Here is a 19,049-nt window from a genome sequence, read left to right as displayed (position 1 = left end):
GATGTGAAGAACGGGGGCCAATAACTGGCCCCTTTTTTTGTGTCTTCAGTGCCGGCCCTTTCGCGGGTGAACCCGCTCCTACGGGGGGCTTTGTGGTCCTTTCGCGGGTAAACCCGCTCCTACGGGCGGGTTTACCCGCGAAAGGGCCGCAAAGGCCAGCATCAATGGTGAGCCTTATGCTCCCCGCCAGCCAACAAATGCCGAATCCGCACTTCAACCCCATCAGTCTGCAGCATCCTGACCCGCGCCTCGATCTTCAGTTCACCACGGGTCACCCGGTGGTGATGCCGCAGATGCTCCAGCCACGATTCCTCGAAGAAGAACTCCAGCCACAACGCCGGATCAGCACTGTCCCGCATCAACCCCCACGACAATGCGCCATTGCGCTTGCGCATCGCTTCCAGCTCCCGTGCCGCTTGCTGGAAGGCCTCGGCCTTGGTGGGGGCGATGTGGTACTCGACGGTGACCATCACCGGTCCGACTTCCTTGTCCATGTCATCGCTCAATACCGGCACCGGCCAATGCAGCGACGGCGTCAGCTCCTCTGCCTCGGTTTCCGGCAGCGCCACCTTGCAGGTCAGCAAGGTACCCAGCGCCAGGCCGCCTGCGGCCACCAGCAGGCTGAAGGTGAGCGTTGCATGGCTGGCCAGCGTGCCCCACAGCAGGCCGCCACAGGCCATGGCACCGAAGAAAATCAGAATGTATACCGACAAAGCCCGCGCCCTTACCCAGGCTGGCACCGAAGTCTGCGCAGCCACTTGCAGGTTGGACAGCACCGCGATCCACGCCGCGCCGCTGAGCAGCATCGCGGGCAGCAGCGCATAAAAGTTGCGCACCAGCGCCAGGGCCAGCAGGAACAGGGCATACAGCAGGCTGGCCAGTAACACCAGGCGGTCACGGCTGATGCGCTCACGCAGACGCGGCAGCAAGGTGGCACCCGCCACTGCGCCAATACCGATGGCCGCCAGCAGCAGGCCGAAGTCCGCTGCAGTGCCGTGCATCTCGCCACGCACGATCAGTGGCAGCAGCGAAGTGCCGGCGCTGGCGCAGAAAAAGAACGCCAACGCGCGCAGCATCACGGCCTGCAAAGGCTTGGCGCTGCGGGCAAAGCGCAGCCCAGTGCGCATGGCGCCAACGAAGCGTTCGGCCGGCAGCAGTGGTTCCTTCACCTCACGCTTCCACAGGTACAACACCAGGATCACACCCGCGAACGAGATGGCATTCAGGGCAAAGGTCAGCCACGGGCCGACCATGCTCACCACCACCCCCGCCAGTGCCGGGCCGATGGCCCGTGACACGTTGATGCCGACACTGGAAAGCGCCACCGCGTTGGCCAGGTCCTCCTTGCCCACCAGTTCCGGTGTCAGTGCGCTCCACGCCGGCATCATCAGCGCTGTACCAATGCCCAGTGCCAGGGTCAGCACCAGCAACAAGGTGACGTTCATCATCCCGAGCAAGGTCAGGGCCGCCAGCACAACCGCTACGCAAGACATCCACAGTTGCACCAGCAACAGGTAGCGGCGTTTGTCGACGATGTCCGCCGCTGCGCCGGCCGGCAGGGCCAGGAAGAACATCGGCAGCGAGCCGGCTACCTGGATCAACGCCACGTGCAGCGGGCTGGCCGACAGCGTGGTCATCAGCCAGCCGGCGCCTACCTCGTGCATCCAGGTGCCGATGTTGGAGGCGATGGTGGCGATCCACAGCATGCGGAAGGTGGTGTTACGCAACGGGCTCCAGGCACCTGAAGGGGATGTGCTCATGTCAGAAGCTGCCTTTGAGTGGGTATTCGATGATCAGGTAGATGCGGTCGATATCATCGCCCGCCTGGGCCTGGTTGGCGCGGTGACTGACGTGGGAGAGCGACAGGCTCAGGTCCCTGGCAGCCCCCGACTGCACCACGTATTTCAGGTCGATGTCGCGCTCCCAGTGCTTGCCGCCGTCGCCGTACTGGTTCACATAGGCGCCGCCCGCAGGCGCATGGCTGCCGTCGATGCCGCGGCCGCTGACATAGCGGCCCATCAGGCTCAGGCCAGGTGCGCCGAGGGTGGCGAAGTTCAGGTCATAGCGCAGTTGCCACGAGTGCTCGCCAGGGCCGTTGAAGTCGGCGTACTTGATCGCGTTGGCCAGGTAGATGGAGTCGCCGCCGACGAAGTCGAACGGGGTGTCGCCCTCGACCTTCTGGTAGGCCAGGCTCAGCGCCTGGGCGCCGAAGCTGTACTTGGCCAGCAGGCTATAGGCGAGGGTGTCGATCGCCCCGGCGCTGGCGTTGCCGGTGTCGTGGGTTTTGTACAGGTTGCCGTCCAGGCGCCAGTTGCCCTCGGCCAGGTTCAGGTTGAGATAGGTCTGGCGCCAGGTGTTTTCCAGCTGTCCGGCATACAGTGCGGCGCCGAACGGCCCGTTGGGCGCGAAGGTGGCACCGGCCAGGCTGATGGCCCGGTTGTGGGTGGTCGCGCCGTAGCCGCTGAAATCGTCGTGGGTGGAGCTGTTGTCCTGGTTGTTGAAGGCAGTAAAACGCCCGGCCTGCAGGCGCCAGTCGGGCTGGTCGGTGTTTTCCACCCACCAGCCGGTGGCGTATTCCGGGTGCAGGCGTTTGTCTCCGGTGTCGAACACCGGTGTTTCCACCATCATCTCGCCATAGCGCAGTTGGGTGTTGCCTAACTGCATTTTGAGCGCGGCACCGGCGCTGGAGTACTCGGACTCGGCGCGGCCATCGCTGTCGCGTGGCAGCAGGCCGGTGCCGCTATGGCCGCGGCCGCCATCGAGCTTGAGGCCAAGAAAGCCATGTGCATCGATGCCGACGCCGACAGTGCCTTCGGTGAAGCCGGAACGCACCTCGCCGATGAAGCCTTGGGCCCATTCCTGGCGGTAGTTCTGGCCGCTGCCGGAGGGCGAGCGGAAGTCACTGTGCAGAAAATAGTTGCGGCTGAGCAGCGACCAGCCGGGCGCTTCGGCGTGGCTCAGCGCCGGCCAGAGGGCGAGGGTGGCGAGCAGGACGCGGCCTGGTCCGTGTGTGGCGCGGATCATGAGGGGCTCCGGGGGATGATCCGGGAGTGTGGAAGAAGAGTAGACCGAAGGTCTTGTAAGGGTGTGCTGGGTGGGTATTTGCATTACCTGTACCGGCCCTTTCGCGGCTAAAGCCGCTCCTACAGGGCCACCACCGGCCCCGAGCCTTGTGCAATACCTGCGGGAGCGGGCATACCCGCGAAGAGGCCGGCTCAGCCAGCCGGGCACTCACGCCATGTCGCTGATGGCGAACTCCTCAGCCAGATGATCGATCAGCGCTCGCACCGAAGGCAGCAACCCACGTCGCGATGGGAAGATCGCATGCACGATGCCGCAACGCGGGTGCCAGTCCGGAATCAGCTCAACCAGACGTCCCGCCGCCAGGTCCTCACGCACCGCCACCCGCGGCAAGTGTGCGATCCCCACTCCGGCTACCACGAAGTGGCGCAAGGCAAACAGGTCATCAGTCACCATGCGTGGTGTATGCGGGATGACGATGCTGCGGCTGTTGTCTTCACCCTGGAACAGTTCCCACTGGTACTCGCGCTGGGCACTGCCCCAATGCACGCTGGGTAGTGTGCCCAGCAGCTGTGGGTCAAACCCTTTGGGCAGTTGCGCCAGGTATTGAGGCTGGCCGACCAGGCACTGGGTGCTGTTGCTCAGCACCTTCATCACCATGTCAGTGTTCTCCAGTGGCGGAAAGCGCACCCGCAGGGCGATGTCGAAGCCCTCGTGCAACAGGTCGACACGGCGGTTGGTACTTTCGATGAACAGCTCCACCTGCGGGTACTTGAGCATGTAGCGGGTCAGCATCGGCCCGACCCAGGAGTTGAGCAGGGTGGTCGGGCAGCTGATGCGTACCAAGCCGCGCGGTTCGCTGCGGTTGCGCTCGATGATTTCCGCCGCGCCCTCGGCCTCCACGCGCATGGCCAGGCAGCGGTTGTAATAGGCCTGGCCGATTTCGGTCAGCGAGCAGTGACGGCTTGTGCGGTTCAACAGCCGCACACCCAGGCGGTCTTCAAGGTCGGCGATTCGCCGGCTGAGCTTCGACTTGGGCATGTCCAGCGCCCGCCCGGCCGGGGCGAAGCCGCCATGTTCGACGACCTGGGTGAAGTAGTAGAGGGAGTTGAGGTCTTCCAATGATCGGTCTCCGGGTATTTGGTTGCCTGTACCGGCCTCTTCGCTTGTAGGAGCGGCTTTAGCCGCGAAGAGGGCCGGCACAGCCCCCTACAAATCCATCGTTCATAAATCAGAACGCTAAAGCCAGATTCTGCTAACTACCGCCGCAAAGGTGATGATTTTAATCTGTGCCCATCAACGCGAAACACCCCGGATTGCTGAAAAATTCATAACCCTTAGGAGCACAGACCATGAGCAAATTCACCTACAACCGCCTGAACAAAGACGACGCTGCCGTACTGCTGGTCGACCACCAGGCTGGCCTGCTGTCGCTGGTGCGCGATATCGAGCCGGACAAGTTCAAGAACAACGTGCTGGCGCTGGCTGACCTGGCCAAGTTCTTCAACCTGCCGACCATCCTCACCACCAGCTTCGAGCAAGGCCCCAACGGCCCGCTGGTGCCGGAACTGAAAGCCCTGTTCCCGGACGCGCCGTACATTGCCCGCCCTGGCCAGATCAACGCCTGGGACAACGAGGACTTCGTCAAGGCGGTGAAGGCGACCGGCAAGAAGCAGCTGATCATTGCAGGTGTTGTGACCGAGGTTTGCGTGGCGTTCCCGGCGCTGGCGGCCTTGGAGGAAGAATTTGAGGTGTTCGTGGTGACCGATGCTTCCGGCACCTTCAATGAGATGACCCGTGATGCCGCGCATGACCGCATGAGCCAGGCGGGTGCCCAACTGATGACCTGGTTCGGCGTGGCCTGCGAGCTGCACCGCGACTGGCGCAACGATGTCGAAGGGCTGGCTGCACTTTGCTCCAACCACATTCCGGATTATCGCAATCTGATGACCAGCTATAACGCGCTGACTGCGGGTAAGTAATCAACCATCAGCAACGCGCACAAAGGCCGGCTCTCTCTGTAGGGAGCCGGTTTTTTTGTTGCGCTTTGTTCCAGTCGTTGACCTGTATTGGCGGCATTGTTAGCGTTTCACCCGAGCGCGAAGCCAGTTGTCATTCAGCGGCAGTAACTGGATCAGGAACCCCATCGATGGCTGAATCATCAGTGTAGGGTGAGACCTCCACACCCCGGCTTGAGGTGTGCATATGAATATCGAGCATCTGATGGGCCACTGGAAACAGTGGCCCTTTTCTGTGGTTGGTACTGACACCCGTGTCGACGAGGACTCTGTGGGAGCGGGTTCACCCGCGAAGAGGCCGATACAGGCGACTCAGTTCATGGGCTGTGACTCAATCCCATCCAGCAATGCCTCAACCAACCCTTCTGCCATTTCGAGTGCGTTCAGGTTGCTCCAGAACAGGCTCTCGCCTGTGTCATCCAGATGCTCCAAGGCTTTGTAGCCACAGTCGTAGGCACCGCGCAGGTATTGGGCGACATGCACCAGGGCATCGTGGGCGGAAACGCCGGGGTTTACGGTGAACAATGGGGGATGGCCGGCATCGCAGCGGCTGAAAGAGCGTTGTGTGGTGTTGGGGAGGGGTGGATCGGGGACAATCTTTTTCATAGCCAAACTCCGATAGAGGTTGGCCGGCACCATCCGTTTCCACGCGAAGGGTGGCGGCTGCACGCGGGGTGGAAAGCCGGGCTATCGGAACCCCGGCAGGCCATTCGGCCTCCCGCGTGCAGCTGCCATGACAACTGCCATTCCGATTACCTGCCGGGTTTCCACACCCGATCGCTGAACCGACAGCGACCCGGTCAGCCTAGAGAGCAGGCCTTCCCTGGACAATCAGACGGGCGTCGACACGGTGTGTAGGATAATTCCTTGGGATTGGCGTGAACGTAGGAAATGGTTCGCGGGGAAGTAGGACCCAGCTGAGAATTAGACGATTTTGTGATGGCTTTTGTGTGTTCGCGTAATGGCGGCGAGGTGAACGTCAGGAAATTGCAGGATGGCTTCCAGGTGCCTGGCGATAGTTTTTGGGCGCCCATGAGATCGAGCGCCGCCCGCGCGGCGCTTCGCGGGTAAACCCGCTCCTACGTTTGTTTCTGGCCAGTCCCTCCTGTGCCAGGCGCGCGCGACTGCCTTGTTTGTACGACGCGATATCGAGGCGTGCGCCAGGGGGGCTCGCGTGCGCGTCCCACAGGAATAACTGGCCCGAAACAAACGTAGGAGCGGGTTTACCCGCGAAGCGCCGCGCGGGCGGCGCCCGATCTCACAGGCACTACAACCCTCAAGGCATGCGCCAAAAGGCCTCAGTTTGCATCCGAATCAAACAACCGCTCCAGCTCCACCCGCGCCTCCTTGGCCGTCTGCATCACCTTGGCCCGGTCATCACGCACTTGCCCCTGGGCCTCCAGCACCTCTTCGTCATGCTGGGTAAACCGTGCAATGCGGTCCGCCGCCTGTTCATCGCTCAGGCCCAACCCCACCAGTGCCCGGCGGGTCATTTCCAGGCTGGAGTAGAACGTCTCGCGAATCGGCTCCGCGCCCACATCCGCCAGTTTGTGCACATGCTGGCGGTTGCGCGCCCGGGCCAGCACCTTCAGGTGTGGGTACAGGCGCTTCACCCGTGCGGCGGTATGAATGGCGGCTTCAGGGTCATCAATGGTGATGATGAAATACTCCGCTTCACCCACCTTGGCGGCGTGCAACACCTCCGGGCGCAGCGGGTCGCCGTAGAACACTGGTACCTGTTCGAACATGCGGGTCATCTCGATGGTGTCCACCGAGGTTTCCAGGGCAACGAACGGGATCTTCTGCGCCCGCAGGATGCGCGCGACGATCTGGCCCATGCGGCCCATGCCGACGATCACCACCCGCGGTGTATCCGTCTGGATCTGTTTGTATTGCTCGGGCACTTCACGCGCCGGTTGCGGGCGTTTGAGGGCGCGGGCGCAACCCAGCATCAGCAGCGGGGTGATGGCCATCGACAGGGTAATGGTCATCAGCAGCAGGTCGTAGGTCTGGGTATCGAACAGGCCTTGGTCCTTGCCCAGCTTGAACACCACGAAGGCGAATTCGCCACCGGCCGCCAACACCATGCCCAGGCGCAGGGCGCTGGCGCTGTTCAGGCCACCTACCAAACGGCCGACGCCTATCAGCAACAGCAGTTTCACGGCCACCAGCAACAGGGTCAGGCCCAGCACCACCAGCGGCATTTCCAGCAGCAGGTGCAGGTTGGCGCCCATGCCCACGCTGATGAAGAACAGCCCCAACAGCAAGCCCTTGAAGGGTTCGATCTGCGACTCAAGCTCGTGACGGTATTCCGAGTCGGCCAGCAGCAGGCCGGCGAGGAAAGCGCCAAGGGCCATGGAGATACCCGCTTCTTCCATCAGCCAGGCGGTGCCGATCACCACCAGCAGTGCGGTGGCAGTAGACACTTCCGGCAGGCCGGTGCGAGCCACGGTGCGGAACACCGGGCGCAACAGGTAGCGACCGCCGATGATCACCACGGCGATGCTGGCGAATACCTTCAGGCCGTGTTGCAGGCTGTCGCCTTGGCTGGTGTCCGGGCCAGTGGCGGCCAGCAGCGGTACCAAGGCGATCAGCGGAATCGCGGCGATATCCTGGAACAACAGGATGGCGAACGCCAGACGGCCGTGCGGTGCATTGAGCTGCTTGCTCTCGGCCAGGCTCTGCAGGCCAAGGGCGGTGGACGAAAGCGCCAGGCCCAGACCGAGCACGATGGCTGCTGGTAGCGTCTGGCTGAAGCCGAACAAGGCGATGGCGCCGATTACTGCGCCGGTTAGCACCACTTGGGCAGTGCCGACACCAAAGACGGACTTGCGCATCAGCCACAAGCGTTTGGGCGACAGTTCCAGCCCGATGATGAACAGCAGCAAGACCACGCCCAGTTCGGAAATGTGCGCCACGCTTTCTGTGTCGCGGATCAGGCCAAGTGCTTGCGGGCCGATGACCACACCGGCGAGCAGGTAGCCGAGCACGGCACCCAGTTGCAGGCGCTTGGCCAGGGGGACGGCGAGGACGGCGGCAAGCAGGAAGATCACCGCGGTTTGTAGAAGGCTGCCTTCGTGTGGCATTGGCTCTTACTCCATGAGCTGCCGGGGCAGCGTTCGAACAGTTTGACGGCCAATTCTGAGGGGTAGGGTGGCGTCAGACAATCATCTCACGGGAAGAAACATTGTCCTGTTCAGGGTGACAATCGGTGCCGGCGCTTACCTGGGCTCAAGGCCTGTGCTATCTCTGTGGGAGCGGGCGCGCCCGCGAAGAAGGCAGCGCTAATCCGACTGTTCACCGCCACCAAACTGTGCCCGATACTGCGCCGGCGTCATGCCAATTCGCTCAAAGAATACCTTGCGCATGTGTCGGTCACTGCCAAACCCGCACTGCGCCGCCACCACCTTCATCGGCAGGTCACCGCATTCGAGCAGCTTGCGTGCACGATCGATGCGCGCATTCTGCAGGTACTGCAGCGGCGTAATGCCCACCTCGCGCAGAAACGTCCGGGCAAAGTTACGCCCGCTCATGGCCACCAGTTCGGCCATTTTCTGCACGGTGAACGCCTGCTCGATGTGATCGACGATATAAGCTTGCACCCGGGCAATCGGCGAGTCATCGCGCGGTACCGCAGCCAGCAGCGGCCCGTAGGGTGTCTGCCCGCCCTGACGGTGGCGGGCAACCAGCAGTACCTTGGCTACTTCCAGGGCCAGCGCCTTGCCATGGTCCTCGGCGACCACCGCCAGTGCCAGGTCGATCCCTGCAGTGATACCGCCCGAGGTGATCAGGCAGCGGTCCATCACGTAAATCTGCTCGGTCTCCACCTTGGCTTCGGGAAAAGCCTGTGCCAGGCGCTCCACGTAGTTCCAGTGGGTGGTGCAGCGATAGCCATTCAGTAACCCGGCCCGCCCCAGCAGGAACACCCCGGTGCAGATGGCACCGAAGCGCTTTGCCTGGCGCACGGCCTTGGGCAGCCAGCGCTCGATCCCTGGCAGGGCGATGTCATAGGCCCCAGGGCCGCCCGGCACCAGCAACAGGTCGACGGCCTCCGGCAAGTCTTCCAGGCGCCGGTCGGCCACTACCTTCAGGCCGCATGAGCCGCGTACCACTGCTTGCCCCTCGGCCAAGGTCAGCAGCCGATATTGCCGTGCTGCAGGCAAGAACCGGTTGGCGATGGCGAATGCATCCATGGGACCGGTGACATCCAGCAGTAGCACATCATTGAACAGCACCATGGCCACGGTGCGGTGGGCGGGTTTTTCCTGCATACCTCTTTCGCCTTGAATGCCGGCCGCGGGTAGCGGCCAGAAGCTGAATACGAAACGCATCTTAAGGTATCGGCAAAACGCCCAGGGCCAGCAGCACACAATTAACAACAATTCAGGTTTGGCTCAGGACTTCGTCATGTGCCGGGGGCGAGACTTTCCGTATTGAACAGGAGAGTCGCCATGTACCCTGGGACGCCCGAAGCGCCGCTGCAAACCCCCGGCGCACTCACGCCCGCGCGGCTGCGCCGGGCCAAGGAGCTGATGTTGCATAGCCCGTTGTCGATCATCGAGATCGCCGCGGTATGCAACCTTACCCGCAGCCATTTTTCCCGCGCCTTCAAAGTCAACACCGGCCTTTCGCCGCAGGCCTGGCGCCTGCTGGCGCGCATGGAAAAGGCCAAGCGCTTGCTTGCCACCGAGGCGCCTATCACCCACGTGAGCCTGGAATGCGGCTTTTGTGACCAGGCCCATTTCACCCGCGCTTTCAGCCGCCTGGTCGGCCAGCCACCCAAGGCCTGGCGGCAGGCGCAGGTACTTTCTTAAGCCGAAGCTATCCACCGGTATAACCCCCTGCGGACAGTGCCGGCCCGTTATCCCAACCCAAGGAGTCACCCCATGAGCCAACCCGATTACAAGCGCCTGAACAAAGACGACGCCGTGGTGCTGCTGGTCGACCACCAGACCGGTCTGATCTCGCTGGTGCAGGATTTTTCGCCCAACGAATTCAAGAACAACGTGCTGGCCCTGGGCGACCTGGCCAAGTTCTTTGGCCTGCCGACCATCCTCACCACCAGCTTCGAGCAAGGCCCGAATGGCCCGCTGGTGCCTGAGCTGAAAGAGATGTTCCCGGATGCGCCGTACATTGCCCGTCCCGGCCAGATCAACGCCTGGGACAACGAAGACTTCGTCAAGGCAATCAAGGCCACGGGCCGCAAGCAACTGATCATCGCCGGTGTGGTGACCGATGTGTGCGTGGCCTTCCCGACCCTGTCGGCGCTGGCGGAAGGTTTTGAAGTGTTCGTGGTGACCGATGCCTCGGGTACCTTCAACGAAACCGTGCAGCAAGCAGCTTGGGTACGCATGACCCAGGCGGGTGCACAGATGATGAACTGGTTCTCGGTGGCCTGCGAACTGCACCGCGACTGGCGCAACGACATCGAAGGGCTGGGTAACCTGCTGTCGCAGCGTATCCCCAACTATCGCAACCTAATGAACAGCTACGCAGCGCTGGCCTCCCGTTGATGTAAACCTGAATCGGCCTCTTCGCGGGTAAAACCGCGAAGAGGCCGGCACAGGCTATGCGTGACTCACAGGCAGACTGAAACGAATCCGGCATCCACCCAACTGCGACACCAGCGCCTGCAGCTGCCCGCCGTGGGCCTGAGCGACCGAACTGCAGATCGCCAAGCCCATCCCCATGCCACCGGTCTTGGTGGTATGAAACGCATCGAATACGCGCTCACGCTCGTCCGCCGCGATCCCCGGCCCGTTGTCGTCCACGCAGATCTCCACCTCGTCCTCGACTACCGCCGACGTAATCTTCAGCACCCCGTCACAGCGATACCCCGCCAACGCTTCCAGGGCATTGGTAATCAGGTTGAACACCAACTGCTGCAACTGCACCGGGTCGGCTGTCACGCACACCCCGGCCTTCAACCGTGTCTGCACATCCACCTTGCCCTTGGCGGCGTCGGCCGAGGTCAGGCGCACCACCTCGCGGATCAACTCGTCCAGCTTCACCGCCTTGAGTTGCATGGGTGACTGCTTGGCCAGGGACCGCAGCGCCCGCACGATGTTGCCGGCCCGTTCGCTGTCGTTGCGGATGTCTTCCAGGCCGGCAATCGCTTCTTCCAGGTCGGGTTTGGCGCGTTTCAGCCAGCGCAGGCTGGCCGCGGCATTGGAGGCGATGCCCAGGAGCGGCTGGCTGATCTCGTGGGCGATGGACGCTGACAGCTCATTCATCGCCTGCAAGTGCGCACTGCGCGCCAGTTCCGCACGCGAGCGGCGCAACTCAGCCTCCATCTGGGTGCGGATCTGGTTTTCCTCGGCCAGGCGCGTGTAGAACTTGGCCGTTTGTAGCGACACGGCTGCCTGCGAGGCGAGGATTTCCAGCATGGCCAGGCGCTGACTGCCGAACAGGTTCGGCACGAGGCGGTTTTCCAGGTACACCAGGCCGATCAGCACGCCCTGGATAACCAGCGGCAGGCACAGCACCGAGCGGGCGTTGCGCGCCTGCAGCTGTTGGCGGAAGGCCTCCGGGCACTCACTGAGGGCATCGTTGAGCACCAGCGGTTTGCGGGTGCGCATGGTGGTGTTGATGACCGACAACGGTGCCTGGGTCATGAACTTCTGGCAGTTGTCCATGCTCACGTGCAGCCCGGCATCGTCGATGTAGGCCAGGGCGGCCATCTGGAATTCGGCGCCGCTCACAATCAGCAGCGCGCCATGGTCGGCACCGGAGTGCTGGGTCAGGTGGCCCATCAGGGTTTCGATCAGGCCTTCGAGCAGCACTTCCTCGGACAGCGCCCGCGCGGCTTCGATGCCGGCTTCGAGGTCCAGCCTGGCCTGGTGGGTGGCGCGATAGGTCTCCTGAATCGGCTGGGTGCGCAAAAACGGATGCAACGTCTCTAGCTGGTGCACCTTGCCGGTCGCGCCCCAGATGTGGAAGCAGTCGCGGGCAATGCGTAGGTGCAGGTTGGCGCCCGAGATCAGGCCGCTGGGGATGCACACCTCAGCCAGCTGTTCATGGGCCAGCGCCTGCTCGTGGATGAAGCCGGCAGCGGTGGCGGCGATTTGCGCCTGGTCGAAGCAGCGGATCGCGGCCAGGCCGTCGCCTTCGAGCTTGGCGATGACGCCCTCGATCAGCAACTGCTTGCTGCGGAAGGTGGCCGGGTTGAAGCCGGCCCAGCGGCTGAAGCGCTCGCGCAGGGCCTGCAGCTCGCGCAGCTTGTCGACAAGGCTGCCGTGGGCCTCGGGGCTGCCCAGGGCCAGGCCGCGGAACAGGTGATAGTCGGCCAGGTTGATGTGCGCGGGTGCGGCCCAGGTATTGTCGCCGGCCAATGCCAGGTCGCGCATGGCCTTCGGGATATTGCCCATGTAGAAGGCGCACATGGCGGCGAACAGGTGTTGGAAGAACCGCGTGGTGGGCGACTTCGAGGCGGTGGCCGGGGCGGGGCAGGGCGTGCCGCTCAGGTTGGCGACGAACGCTTGCTGGGCCAGCAGGATCTGCTCGATATCGCCGTAGCCGTGGCGACGCACAGTGGCCAGGCCTTGCGCCACTTCCTCGACCACGTCCGGCAGGTAGCGGCCCATGAACAGCGAATCTGAAACCAGGTGGTTGCAGGCATAGCAGCTCATCGCCAGGTCACCGCTCAGGCGCGTCGAGTCGACCGCGTCCAGCGCGGTACGTCGGGCGAATTCCATGGGCGAGGTCCAGGCGCTGACCTGGTCCAGGGCCAGCAGCGCGCTGGTTAGATCAGCGTCGAAACCGTGCCGTTCGATCAGCTTGAGCGCGGCCAGGCAACAGGCATGGCCATCATGGTAAGCGCCAAAACGCTCGGCAATCATCACGCCGTACCAGGCCATGCCGTAGGTGCTGCCAGGGGCAACGCCGTGCAGTAGCGACAACTCCATGAGCTTGGCCAGGTGCAGGAAGCTGATGTCGTCCTTCACGAAGAATGATGATGACAGAGTGGCCAGCAGGCTGATGGCAACCGTCACTTCCTCCGAGTCGGTGCGCGGCAGTGACTCCAGGCAATGCCGGTCCTTCTGTTCGATCAACGCCTGCACATGGGCATGACTGGCCTTGACCTGTTGCCAGTCGAGGCCCCGCACCGGGCTGATACCCAGTAAGTCCAGGCCGGCCAGGGCGCTGTCGATGGCCGCCTGATAGTCACCTCGCAAGGTGTACAGCAGTGCCTGCAGCCGGCACGCCCGTGCCTGGTCCAACACCGAGCGAGCACGCTGGCGGCATTCAGTGAGGCGGGCCTCGGCCGCGAGCGTTCGTGACAGTTGCATGTCGCACTCCGTCGCCATGCAGGCGATGGCAAAGCCATGCGTGGCGCGGCTTTCCAGCGTGGCGCTGTGCTGCAGCAACTGCTCGGCGGTGTGCAGGTAGCCAGCGGCCTGCTCGAAGGTGCCGGCGTCGCGTGCGCGTGATGCGGCTTCGCGTAAAAGCCGCAGGAACGCTTCGCAGTCATCCGCTGCAAACCCGCATGGGGTGGCGCGTTGTAGCTGGCTGGCGAGCTCGAACAGCACCTCGTGCATGTGGCCTGGCCAAGCCCGGCGCATGGCCAGGGCGATACGTGCATGCAGCGAGGCGCGCTGGTGCACGGGCGTGAGTGCATAAGCGGCCTCCATCACCCGGTCATGAGTAAAGCCCAGGCCGTTCTGGCCCGGTTGCAGGAAGCCGGCGCCAATCAAGGCTTTCAAGGGTTCGCCTGGCGGTTGGGCGAGCACTAGCCGAAGCAGGTGTTCATCGCAGTGGCTGCCTGCCGCGCTGACGGCCCGCAAAAGGTCGCGTTGCGGTGCCGGCAGGCGCTCCAGGCGGTGGACCATCAGGTCGGCGACATTGTCGGAGTAGCAGTGCCGGGCCACGGCCTGCAGGCACCATGACCAGCGCATGGCCTGGGTGTCGAAGATGAACAGCTGGTCTTCGACCATGGCCCTGAGGATCTGGTTGATGAAAAACGGGTTGCCCGCCGTCTTGCCATGCACCCGTTCGGCCAGTTGAAATGCGGCCTCGGGGGCAACATGGAAGCGCTCGCCAATCAGCTCGGCCACCGCTCCAACGGCCAGCGGCCGCAGGTTCAGCGTGGTGCTGCGCACCGCTGCGGGTATGGCCAGCGGTGCGCTGGTGGTGGGCGTATCGTTGCACCGGGTGAAAATCAGCAGCAGGTTGGCCGGCGCTTCAGCCAGCAGTTGGGCCAACAGGTGCCGGGTGGCGTCGTCGGCCCATTGCAGGTCGTCGAAGAACAGCACCAGCGGTTGGCCAGGTCGGCTGAAAACCTGCAGGAATTCAATGATCGCGTGCAGTTCCTTCTGCAACACAAGGCGCGTGGGCTTGGCGGGTAATTGGGGCAGAGGGCCGAGAATAAGTTGCAGGTCCGGGGCCAGCTTGCCGAGCAGACGACCATGACCTTTGATACGGCGCTGGATTTCGCGGCGCAGGGTGACGAGGTCCTGACTGTTCTTGGCCAGCAACTGGGTAGTCAGGGCACCGAGTACTTCGATCCAGGGCGTGTAGGGCACTGCTTGGGTGTGGCTGTTGCACTTGCCGACGGCCCAGTAACCTTCGGCGTTGTCCTTGAGAGCCGCTTCGACCAGGCTCGATTTGCCCATGCCAGCAGCGCCGTTGATGATCAGGGCTTGTGGTTTGCTGTCGCGATGCAGGGCCTTGAGCAGCAGGGTGATAGCCTTTTGCTCGGCGCTGCGGCCAAACAGGCGCGCGTGGCCGTGCGCTACCGGGTCGGCGCAGCCTGGGGTGAGGGGTGCCATGGATTTGTGGGCGGCCCACTGCCGCTGGCAGTGAGCCAAGTCCACTGCAAGGGCGCGCGCGCTCTGGTAGCGGGCGTCCGGCTCTTTGGCCAAGGCCTTTGCCAGGACCAGGCTGAGGGGGGGCGGCACCTTGCTGTCCACTTCGCTGGCCGCCCGCGGCTGCACACCCGCATGCAGCTGTCGCCAGTGCTGGGTGTCGCGCCCGGCCAGCGGCAGTTCGCCTACCAGTAACTGGTAGAGGATTGCACCCAGGGCATAGATGTCACTGCGTCGGTCGCTGCTGCTTCCGTGTGGGCAAACCTGCTCCGGCGCCAGGTAGGCCCAGTTGCCGAGCGGGGTGCCCTGTTCGCTGATCCGCTCTGCCGGGTCGGCGCGAAAGAAGCCCAGGCGCACCCGCTGGTGGGCGCGCAGGTACACATGCTCGGGCTGCAATGTACCGTGCAGCACATTGTGTTCGTGCGCTTGCGCCAACGCATGGGCAGCGTTCACCGCGATGTCGAGAAACGGCTCCAGCGCCGCAGGGCCTTCAGCGATCAGGTCGGCGACTGAGCGCCCGGCCGGGTACACCAGCAACGGGCCTTCGGCCGAGCGCACAAACGCCGAGGGGATCACCGCCCACTGTGGGTCCAGTTGCAGGCGGTAGTCACGTTCCAGGCGCTGACAGGCGGAAGGGGCCTCGAGCGGCGCGCGCACGGCGATCCAGGCCTGATTTGTGGCTGGGTCGCGCAGGCGGAAATAGCTGAGTTCACCTTCCGGGCCCAGCGCGCTGATCTCGCACCGCTTCAGCCAGCCCTCGTCGATTGACTGGTCGTAATCGATGGGCCTGTGGGCAAGGCGTTCATCGAGCATAAAGCACCCCCGCTAGCGACTCCTGAGGCGCGAGTATACGCAGCGGGCCCAGCATGGCTGCGGGTTACAGCCTGCTTGGCAGGAACGGGCACGCTGTTGTCCGTTATCGTCCCCTTGGGGCAGGCGGGCTTTTGTATAGTCCTTGGGCCAACCTATCCCTCGGGATAATTGTCTGAACGCCTACGCTGGCCTAGGCTGCCCAGGGCAGCGAAAACGCCCGTCCCGCGCGAGGAAGCCATGATCCGAATAGGCAATGCCCAGGTGTCGCTGGAGCGGCGCGAAGTCTTTGTCGATGGCAAGCCGATCCTGTTGGGTGGGCGTGCTTTCGACGTGCTGGCCACGCTGATCAGGGCCAAGGGCCGCTTGGTCGGCAAGGACGAGTTGTTCAGCCAGGTGTGGTCCGGCACGGTGGTCGAGGACAATAACTTGCAGGTGCAGGTGTCCTTGCTGCGCAAGGCCTTTGGCGACCGTGGCCTGATCCAGACCGTGCCGCGCCGGGGCTATCGCCTGGCCGCGCAGATCAGCCTCGAGGAGCCTGGTGAGGCATTGGGCAGGTCGTTGCTGCGCAGCCTGGCCGAGACTGTCGAGCCGCTCGATGAGCGCGTGAATGTGCCGGTGCTGGTGGTGGATGACGACCCGTCGGTGCGCACCGCCTTGGGCCGGCTGTTGCGCTCGCAGGACATTCCGCACCACTTGTTTGCCAGTGCCGAGGCGCTGTTCGAGGCCCGCCTGGAAACCCCCTGTGCCTGCCTGCTGCTGGACATGCACTTGCCTGGCACAAGTGGCCTGGAGGTACAGGATGCGCTGTGCCGGCTGGCGCTGCCCTGGCCGATCGTGTTCATGACTGGTTTCGGCACCATCCCGATGACCGTCCAGGCCATGCGCGCCGGCGCGGTGGAGTTTCTGACCAAGCCGTTCGATGAAGACCAGTTGCTGACCCTGCTGCAGGCAGTGCGCGCCCGGGCCGTGGCCGAAGGCCGCAAGTGGCTGCAGGCGCGGCAGGTCGAGGAGAAGTACCAGCGCCTGACTCAGCGTGAGCGCCAGGTCTTCTCGCTGGTGGCAGGCGGCTTGTCGCACAAGCAGATCGCCAGGCAGATCGGCACCAGCGAGGTGACGACCAAGGTGCACAAGAAGAACATCATGAACAAGATGCAGTCCCGCTCGCTGCTGGAGCTTGCGGCCATGCACAACCTCCTCGGAGCGCGGTCTGCGAGCCTGGGCGGCGCATGAGCAGAGGGGTGTGCATCGTCGACGACGATGCCTCGGTGCGCAAAAGCCTGGCCAACCTGCTGCGCTCGGCGGGGTTCGAGACCTTGTCGTTTTCCGCCGGGCACGCATTCCTGGCCTCGCCACTGGCGGGCGAGGCGGGCTGTGTGTTGCTGGACCTGAAAATGCCGGGGATGAGCGGGCTGGAGGTACAGCGTGAGCTGGCACAGCGGGGGAGGCGCTTGCCGGTGATCTGCATGTCGGCACATTGGGATGATGGCTCGGTACGGGCAGCGATGGGCCTTGGGGCACTGGCCTGCCTGGGCAAGCCGTTTTCTGAAGAGGTACTGCTGAGGGTGGTTGAAGAGGCTTTGGCTGGCGGTCTGTGAGGTATGGCTGTGCCGGCCTCTTCGCGGGTGAACCCGCTCCTACAGGGTGGCATCACAACCCTGGCAATCTAACTGCTCCCCGGTCGGTACTGCAGGGCCTCGGCCAGGTGCGCCCGGCCAATCGTCTCGCATCCCTCCAGGTCCGCCAGTGTCCGTGCCACCTTCAACAACCGGTGCGCCGCCCGTAGCGACAAGGTCAGCCGCTCGCAGGCCCCTTCCAGCCAGACCTGGTCCGCCGCTAACAACCCACAGTGATGCCTTAAACCTTCAAGGTCGAGAAATGCATTCGCACAGCCTTGTCGCCTGTGCTGCAGCTCCCGCGCTTCAGCCACCCTGACGGCGACATCGGCACTGGTTTCACCGCAAGGCTGGTTGTTCAATGTAGTGCTCTCGCGAGCCACGGTCAGGTGCAGGTCGATGCGGTCCAGCAGTGGCCCGGACAGCTTGTTGCGATAGCGCGCGATCTGCTCGGTGCTGCAGCGGCAGCGGCCAGTGGGGTCGCCCAGGTAGCCGCAAGGGCAGGGGTTCATCGCTGCCACCAGCTGGAAGCGCGCGGGGAAACGCACTTTGTCGCGGGCACGGGCAATCACGATTTCACCTGACTCCAGTGGCTCGCGAAGCACTTCCAGTACGCGCCGCTCAAACTCCGGAAGTTCGTCGAGAAACAACACGCCGTGATGGGCGAGGGTGATTTCACCTGGTTGCGGTCGGCTACCGCCACCGACCAGCGCCGGGCCGGACGCAGAGTGATGGGGATGGCGAAAGGGGCGCTGTGGCCAGCTGTTCAGCGGCGCTTTCCCGCTGACCGACTGGATTGCCGCCACTTCCAGCGCCTCGTGCTCGTCCAGCGGTGGCAGCAGCCCGGGCAGGCGGCTGGCGAGCAAGGTCTTGCCGGTGCCGGGCGGCCCGGTGAACAGCAGGTTGTGCGCCCCGGCAGCAGCCAGCAGCAAGGCTCGTTTGGCTGCCAGTTGGCCCTGCACCTCGCTCAGGTCCGGGTAGGGGCGTTGCTGCAGGATCAGGCCGTTGGCTGCGTAGGGCGGCAGCGGCACCTGGCCGTTCAGGTGGGCGACCAACTCCAGCAGGTGGCCCACCGCATACACCACCAACCCGCCGGCCAGGCTGGCTTCCTCGGCATTTTCCCGTGGTACCACCAGCGCCCGGCCTGCTTCGCGTGCCGCCAGTGCCGCAGGCAGCACGCCCTGCACCGGGCGCAATTTCCCCGACAGCGCCAGTTCGCCCAGGCATTCCATATCGGTCAGGGTGGCAATCGGCACCTGGCCGTCGGCGGCGAGGATGCCCAGGGCGATGGCCAGGTCATATCGGCCGCCATCCTTGGGCAGGTCGGCGGGGGCGAGGTTCTGGGTAATGCGCCGCTGTGGGTACTTCAGCCCGGAGTTGACGATGGCGCTGCGCACCCGGTCCTTGCTTTCCTTGACCGTGGTTTCCGGCAGGCCGACCAGGGTGAGATGAGGCAGGCCGTTGGCCAGGTGGGTTTCGACGCTGACCGCCGGTGCCTGCACGCCTACCTGGGCGCGGCTGTGGACGAGGGCTAGGGACATGAACACTCCGTTGTTGCTGGAAAATGCCGCTTCCTGCGGCTGGGCAAAGAATAGCCAGTGCTGCCAACGCTGGCGCAACAAGTGTGCGTCGTGGTTTTTCAGGGCAGGGGTTTTCCCTGCGTTTTCATGCGCTTCGGCAAAAATGGATCCAATAGGTTTTGCGCAGTCGTCAGGTATGACTTAGTGTTGTTGGGCAACCGCAGTTGCCATGGGATGGCACTGCGTCTTCTTTCAAATGGA

General features: G+C 63.8%; 13 protein-coding genes. 5 read left to right on the top strand and 8 right to left on the bottom strand.

The features are described from left to right. Positions 1-161: 161 nt before the first annotated feature. The 3 genes from ACF8FG_RS21445 to ACF8FG_RS21435 all read right to left on the bottom strand — a co-directional run bounded on the left by ACF8FG_RS21445 (position 162) and on the right by ACF8FG_RS21435 (position 4,143). Positions 162-1,760 (bottom strand): MFS transporter, encoded by a 1,599-nt coding sequence (locus ACF8FG_RS21445; RefSeq protein ID WP_014592829.1) that lies wholly within the window; start codon positions 1,758-1,760, stop codon positions 162-164. A 1-nt stretch (position 1,761) separates the two neighbouring features. Further along, complete coding sequence (locus tag ACF8FG_RS21440) at positions 1,762-3,024, bottom strand: OprD family porin (RefSeq protein WP_053867757.1); 1,263 nt, start codon at positions 3,022-3,024, stop codon at positions 1,762-1,764. A 207-nt stretch (positions 3,025-3,231) separates the two neighbouring features. Then, on the bottom strand, positions 3,232-4,143 hold the full coding sequence (locus tag ACF8FG_RS21435) for a LysR substrate-binding domain-containing protein (RefSeq protein ID WP_010955764.1): 912 nt from the start codon (positions 4,141-4,143) through the stop codon (positions 3,232-3,234). Positions 4,144-4,373: 230 nt separating this feature from the next. Here ACF8FG_RS21435 and ycaC (ACF8FG_RS21430) point away from each other — a divergent pair, with 230 nt between their 5' ends. After that, positions 4,374-5,003, top strand: coding sequence for an isochorismate family cysteine hydrolase YcaC (gene ycaC / locus ACF8FG_RS21430; RefSeq protein WP_014592827.1), 630 nt, complete (start codon positions 4,374-4,376; stop codon positions 5,001-5,003). Positions 5,004-5,351: 348 nt separating this feature from the next. Here ycaC (ACF8FG_RS21430) and ACF8FG_RS21425 read toward each other — a convergent pair whose 3' ends face one another. The 3 genes from ACF8FG_RS21425 to ACF8FG_RS21415 all read right to left on the bottom strand — a co-directional run bounded on the left by ACF8FG_RS21425 (position 5,352) and on the right by ACF8FG_RS21415 (position 9,310). After that, positions 5,352-5,645 carry a hypothetical protein gene (locus tag ACF8FG_RS21425; protein WP_318078861.1) on the bottom strand — a complete coding sequence of 98 codons (294 nt, stop codon included), beginning with the start codon at positions 5,643-5,645 and terminating at the stop codon, positions 5,352-5,354. 692 nt (positions 5,646-6,337) lie between these two features. Further along, on the bottom strand, positions 6,338-8,125 hold the full coding sequence (locus tag ACF8FG_RS21420) for a monovalent cation:proton antiporter-2 (CPA2) family protein (RefSeq protein WP_318078860.1): 1,788 nt from the start codon (positions 8,123-8,125) through the stop codon (positions 6,338-6,340). A 198-nt stretch (positions 8,126-8,323) separates the two neighbouring features. Continuing rightward, positions 8,324-9,310: a GlxA family transcriptional regulator gene (locus ACF8FG_RS21415; RefSeq protein ID WP_014592824.1), complete on the bottom strand. Its 987-nt coding sequence runs from the start codon at positions 9,308-9,310 to the stop codon at positions 8,324-8,326. 180 nt (positions 9,311-9,490) lie between these two features. Between ACF8FG_RS21415 and ACF8FG_RS21410 the strand changes: the two genes are divergently transcribed. Both ACF8FG_RS21410 and ycaC (ACF8FG_RS21405) read left to right on the top strand, forming a co-directional pair. Further along, positions 9,491-9,853 (top strand): AraC family transcriptional regulator, encoded by a 363-nt coding sequence (locus ACF8FG_RS21410; protein WP_012054076.1) that lies wholly within the window; start codon positions 9,491-9,493, stop codon positions 9,851-9,853. A gap of 72 nt (positions 9,854-9,925) precedes the next feature. Next, positions 9,926-10,552, top strand: a complete 627-nt coding sequence (ycaC, locus tag ACF8FG_RS21405) for an isochorismate family cysteine hydrolase YcaC (RefSeq protein ID WP_003253573.1) — start codon at positions 9,926-9,928, stop codon at positions 10,550-10,552. 54 nt (positions 10,553-10,606) lie between these two features. Here the strand turns inward: ycaC (ACF8FG_RS21405) and ACF8FG_RS21400 are convergent, their stop codons facing one another. Further along, on the bottom strand, positions 10,607-15,655 hold the full coding sequence (locus ACF8FG_RS21400) for an AAA family ATPase (RefSeq protein ID WP_392519190.1): 5,049 nt from the start codon (positions 15,653-15,655) through the stop codon (positions 10,607-10,609). Positions 15,656-15,892: 237 nt separating this feature from the next. Here ACF8FG_RS21400 and ACF8FG_RS21395 point away from each other — a divergent pair, with 237 nt between their 5' ends. After that, entirely contained in the window at positions 15,893-16,885 is a 993-nt protein-coding gene (locus tag ACF8FG_RS21395; RefSeq protein WP_267273533.1) for a response regulator, read from the top strand. Then, a complete protein-coding gene (locus ACF8FG_RS21390) occupies positions 16,882-17,250 on the top strand; it encodes a response regulator transcription factor (protein ID WP_076402376.1) in 369 nt (122 codons plus the stop codon). Before ACF8FG_RS21395 ends, ACF8FG_RS21390 begins: the two co-directional genes overlap by 4 nt. 68 nt (positions 17,251-17,318) lie before the next feature. Here ACF8FG_RS21390 and ACF8FG_RS21385 read toward each other — a convergent pair whose 3' ends face one another. Beyond that, positions 17,319-18,809, bottom strand: coding sequence for a YifB family Mg chelatase-like AAA ATPase (locus tag ACF8FG_RS21385; RefSeq protein WP_134697382.1), 1,491 nt, complete (start codon positions 18,807-18,809; stop codon positions 17,319-17,321). Between the last annotated feature and the right edge of the window lie 240 nt (positions 18,810-19,049).

Origin of the sequence: Pseudomonas sp. YQ_6, from assembly GCF_043103245.1 — a bacterium.
In the GTDB taxonomy this organism is placed as follows: Bacteria; Pseudomonadota; Gammaproteobacteria; order Pseudomonadales; family Pseudomonadaceae; genus Aquipseudomonas; species Aquipseudomonas alloputida.
Note: the sequence above shows the minus strand (reverse complement) of the source record. Positions and strands in the feature narration are given on the sequence as shown.

What these genes read in the sequence shown, in the direction of transcription:
- ACF8FG_RS21445 (WP_014592829.1), bottom strand. Translation starts at nt 1,760, where the DNA reads ATGAGCACATCCCCTTCAGGTGCCTGGAGCCCGTTGCGTAACACCACC.
- ACF8FG_RS21440 (WP_053867757.1), bottom strand. Translation starts at nt 3,024, where the DNA reads ATGATCCGCGCCACACACGGACCAGGCCGCGTCCTGCTCGCCACCCTC.
- ycaC (WP_014592827.1), top strand. Translation starts at nt 4,374, where the DNA reads ATGAGCAAATTCACCTACAACCGCCTGAACAAAGACGACGCTGCCGTA.
- ACF8FG_RS21425 (WP_318078861.1), bottom strand. Translation starts at nt 5,645, where the DNA reads ATGAAAAAGATTGTCCCCGATCCACCCCTCCCCAACACCACACAACGC.
- ACF8FG_RS21420 (WP_318078860.1), bottom strand. Translation starts at nt 8,125, where the DNA reads ATGCCACACGAAGGCAGCCTTCTACAAACCGCGGTGATCTTCCTGCTT.
- ACF8FG_RS21415 (WP_014592824.1), bottom strand. Translation starts at nt 9,310, where the DNA reads ATGCAGGAAAAACCCGCCCACCGCACCGTGGCCATGGTGCTGTTCAAT.
- ACF8FG_RS21410 (WP_012054076.1), top strand. Translation starts at nt 9,491, where the DNA reads ATGTACCCTGGGACGCCCGAAGCGCCGCTGCAAACCCCCGGCGCACTC.
- ycaC (WP_003253573.1), top strand. Translation starts at nt 9,926, where the DNA reads ATGAGCCAACCCGATTACAAGCGCCTGAACAAAGACGACGCCGTGGTG.
- ACF8FG_RS21400 (WP_392519190.1), bottom strand. Translation starts at nt 15,655, where the DNA reads ATGCTCGATGAACGCCTTGCCCACAGGCCCATCGATTACGACCAGTCA.
- ACF8FG_RS21395 (WP_267273533.1), top strand. Translation starts at nt 15,893, where the DNA reads ATGATCCGAATAGGCAATGCCCAGGTGTCGCTGGAGCGGCGCGAAGTC.
- ACF8FG_RS21390 (WP_076402376.1), top strand. Translation starts at nt 16,882, where the DNA reads ATGAGCAGAGGGGTGTGCATCGTCGACGACGATGCCTCGGTGCGCAAA.
- ACF8FG_RS21385 (WP_134697382.1), bottom strand. Translation starts at nt 18,809, where the DNA reads ATGTCCCTAGCCCTCGTCCACAGCCGCGCCCAGGTAGGCGTGCAGGCA.